5 protein-coding genes and 1 pseudogene are annotated in these 2,915 nt (G+C 64.0%); all 6 read right to left on the bottom strand.

All coding sequences use genetic code 11. The features are described 5' to 3' along the window. Positions 1 to 86, bottom strand: a pseudogene (locus ACILRA_RS21670) (3-isopropylmalate dehydratase small subunit); the annotation flags it as partial. 10 nt (positions 87 to 96) lie between these two features. Then, the gene (gene argC / locus ACILRA_RS21665; protein WP_395664114.1) at positions 97 to 1,053 is read right to left on the bottom strand and encodes an N-acetyl-gamma-glutamyl-phosphate reductase; all 957 of its coding nucleotides are present in this window, start codon (positions 1,051 to 1,053) and stop codon (positions 97 to 99) included. A 59-nt stretch (positions 1,054 to 1,112) separates the two neighbouring features. Further along, entirely contained in the window at positions 1,113 to 1,319 is a 207-nt protein-coding gene (locus ACILRA_RS21660; protein ID WP_395664113.1) for a hypothetical protein, read from the bottom strand. After that, positions 1,316 to 1,726 (bottom strand): metallopeptidase family protein, encoded by a 411-nt coding sequence (locus ACILRA_RS21655; RefSeq protein ID WP_395664112.1) that lies wholly within the window; start codon positions 1,724 to 1,726, stop codon positions 1,316 to 1,318. The genes ACILRA_RS21660 and ACILRA_RS21655 overlap by 4 nt, the downstream gene beginning before the upstream one ends. Before the next feature lie 10 nt (positions 1,727 to 1,736). Further along, positions 1,737 to 1,889 (bottom strand): hypothetical protein, encoded by a 153-nt coding sequence (locus ACILRA_RS21650; RefSeq protein ID WP_395664111.1) that lies wholly within the window; start codon positions 1,887 to 1,889, stop codon positions 1,737 to 1,739. Between the two features lie 292 nt (positions 1,890 to 2,181). Further along, on the bottom strand, positions 2,182 to 2,915 hold a 734-nt coding region (locus ACILRA_RS21645; protein ID WP_395664110.1), incomplete at its 5' end, for an aconitase family protein.

Here is a 2,915-nt window from a genome sequence, read left to right as displayed (position 1 = left end):
AACTGCTTCGGGATGATCATGTCGGTGTCGATGTTGACGATGTTCAGGGGTGCCGCGACACCGGTGAGCGTTTCGAACTTCTGCATCTCTTGATCCTCAGGCAGCTTGGGGAAGGTCGGTGCCGAGCGTTTCCGGGGCGCCGATCATCAGGTTGAGATTCTGCACGGCAGCGCCGGAGGCGCCCTTGCCGAGATTGTCGTAGACGGCCATCAGCAGCACATGGCCGCGGACGTCGTTGGCGAAAACGTGAAGCCGCATCCGGTTGGTGCCGTTCAGCGCCTCGGGATTGACATGGGGCGCGCGCTCGATGGCCTCGAAGGGCGCGACCTCGATGCAGGCCTGGCCCTCATAGGCTTGCGCCAGGCAGTCGCGGATGTCCTGGCCCTTGGCGCGCTTCACCAGAAGCTCCGAGAAAACCGGTACGCAGCCCATCATGCCCTGGGCGTAATTGCCGACCGCCGGCTGGAAGACCGGCGCATGGGCGATCTCGGCATAGACCTGCATCTCGGGCAGGTGCTTGTGGGCGAAGGTGAGCCCGTAGGGGTGGTAGGCAATGGCGGAGGAGCCCCTCGCCTCGTAGTCCTCGATCGTCTTCTTGCCGCCGCCGGAATAGCCGGAGACGGCGTTGTAGGTGATGGGATAGTCGGAGGACATCATGCCGGCATTGATCAGTGGGCGGACGAGCGCGATCAGCCCCTGCGGGTAGCAGCCGGGGTTGGCAACGCGCGAGGCGGCCGCAACCTTCTCCCTGTGCAGCCTGGAAATCTCCGGCATGCCGTAAGCCCAGCCCTCCGCGGTGCGGTAGGCCGTCGAGGCGTCGATGACGCGGGTCGGCGAGCCCTCGCCGATCATCGCCACGGCCTCCTTCGCGGCCTCGTCAGGAAGGCACAGGATCGCCACGTCGACAGTGTTCAGAAGCTCCCGGCGCGCCTCCGGGTCCTTGCGGCGCCCAGGGTCGATCGAGATGAGCGTCACGTCGGTCCGGCGCTCAAGCCGCTCGCGGATCTGGAGGCCGGTGGTTCCCGCCTCGCCGTCGATGAAGATGCTGGTCATGACGCGCCCATATAGAGGGGAAGGGCAGGTGCTGCAACAATCGCTGAGGCTTCGCCCGTTCAGGTGCTGGGAAGGTAGGTCAGCAGCAGGTAGAAAAACAGCCCTGCCGCCAGCAGCGGGCCGAGGATGCGGGCAATGCGCTTGCCGAGCACCTCCATCGGGTCGTGGTCGTCATTGGCTGCGCTCGGCGTGCCGTGGAACAGCTTCTCGCGCTCGGCCTCGATACGTTCGAGATCGCGGCGCGCCTTCTTTTCCTCCGGGGTCACGGCGTCAGGTCCTCGATCGCGTACATGTCGTCGTCCGAAAGGCCGAAGTGGTGGCCGATTTCATGCACCAGCACATGGGTGACGATGGCGCCGAGCGTCTCCTCGTGCTCGGCCCAGTAGTCGAGTATGGCGCGGCGGTAGAGGAACACCATGTTCGGCATGCGGCCAGTCTCGGGTGTTGCGCCATCCTGCGCGAGGCCAACGCCCTGGAACAGCCCGAGGAGGTCGAAGGGCCCCGCCTTCATCTCTTTCTGGACGTCGCTGGCGGGAAAATCGGCGACGGTGATGACAACCTCGCCGCACAGTGCCCGGAAACTCTCCGGCAGATCCGCGAAAGCCTGCGTGGCAAGCTCTTCGATGTCGCTCAATGTCGGGGCGGACAGGCCGGCCAGCCGGTGTTCCGCCATGGGCCTGCTGCTATTCGCAGAACATCACGCAGGCGCCGGGAGCGCCCGTCATCGCCTGAACGGTGGTGATGCCCGCCATGGCGCCCGTCACGACAGTCAGAAACACCAGACCGATGAAGATGCGGCGCAGAAATTTCGCGTCCGCCTGAACAGATGTACCCACTCTTAACCCCCACCATATGACGCCAGCCCCAGCGTCAGAATCATTCTTGCAACACTCCGGTGACATAAGCCTTAACGAAAAGTTCAGCAATCGTTAATGACATACATCACACATGCTGAATACACTGCCGGACTGCGATGTTGCTTCCTTCGTTCCTGCAACGTCAGCGGAGCGCGCTTTGAACAACCATTAGGCGCAGTACCTAATGGCAATTGTATGCTTCTGGACTTTCATGAAAACATTGCAGGCGTGCTGGTAAACGCCCGCAATGTCAGGTTCCGGAACCAGCCGTTCACGCACCCGTCTGGCGCACGTCGACGAACCGTCCGGCAATGGCCGCTGCTGCTGCCATCTCGGGCGAGAGCAGATGCGTGCGGCCCTTGTAGCCCTGGCGGCCTTCGAAGTTGCGGTTGGAGGTGGATGCGCAGCGCTGGCCGGGCTTGAGCTGGTCCGGGTTCATGCCAAGGCACATGGAGCAGCCGGGCTCACGCCATTCGAAGCCCGCGGCCTTGAAGATTTGGTCGAGGCCTTCGGCCTCGGCCTGCTGCTTGACCAGGCCGGAGCCGGGCACGATCATCGCATAGGCGAGGCGGCCAGACACCTTCTTGCCCTCGACGACCTTCGCCACATTGCGCAGGTCCTCGATGCGGCCATTGGTGCAGGAGCCGATCCATACGACGTCGAGTTCGACATCCGTCATCTTCGTGCCGGGCTTGAGGCCCATGTATTCGAGGGCGCGCCACTTGGACTGGCGCTTGCCCTCATCCGCGATGTCGTCGGGGTTCGGAACGCTGCCTGCGATCGAGACGACATCCTCAGGGCTCGTGCCCCAGGAGACGATCGGCGGAAGGCTTGCAGCGTCGAGCGTCACCACGCGGTCGAAATGGGCGCCTTCGTCAGTGTGGAGCGTCTCCCAGTAGCGGAGCGCCTGGTCCCATGCCTCGCCCTTGGGCGCCATGGGGCGGCCCTTCAGATAGGCATAGGCCTTCTCGTCGGGCGCGATCATGCCGGCGCGGGCGCCGCCCT

Source organism: Aestuariivirga sp. (genome assembly GCF_044239095.1).
In the GTDB taxonomy this organism is placed as follows: Bacteria; Pseudomonadota; Alphaproteobacteria; order Rhizobiales; family Aestuariivirgaceae; genus Aestuariivirga.
The sequence above is the reverse complement of the archived record's forward strand: the minus strand, read 5'-3'. Positions and strand labels throughout refer to the sequence as shown.

Excerpts from the sequence above, each read along its gene's own strand:
- argC (WP_395664114.1), bottom strand. The coding sequence starts at position 1,053 with ATGACCAGCATCTTCATCGACGGCGAGGCGGGAACCACCGGCCTCCAG.
- ACILRA_RS21655 (WP_395664112.1), bottom strand. The coding sequence starts at position 1,726 with ATGGCGGAACACCGGCTGGCCGGCCTGTCCGCCCCGACATTGAGCGAC.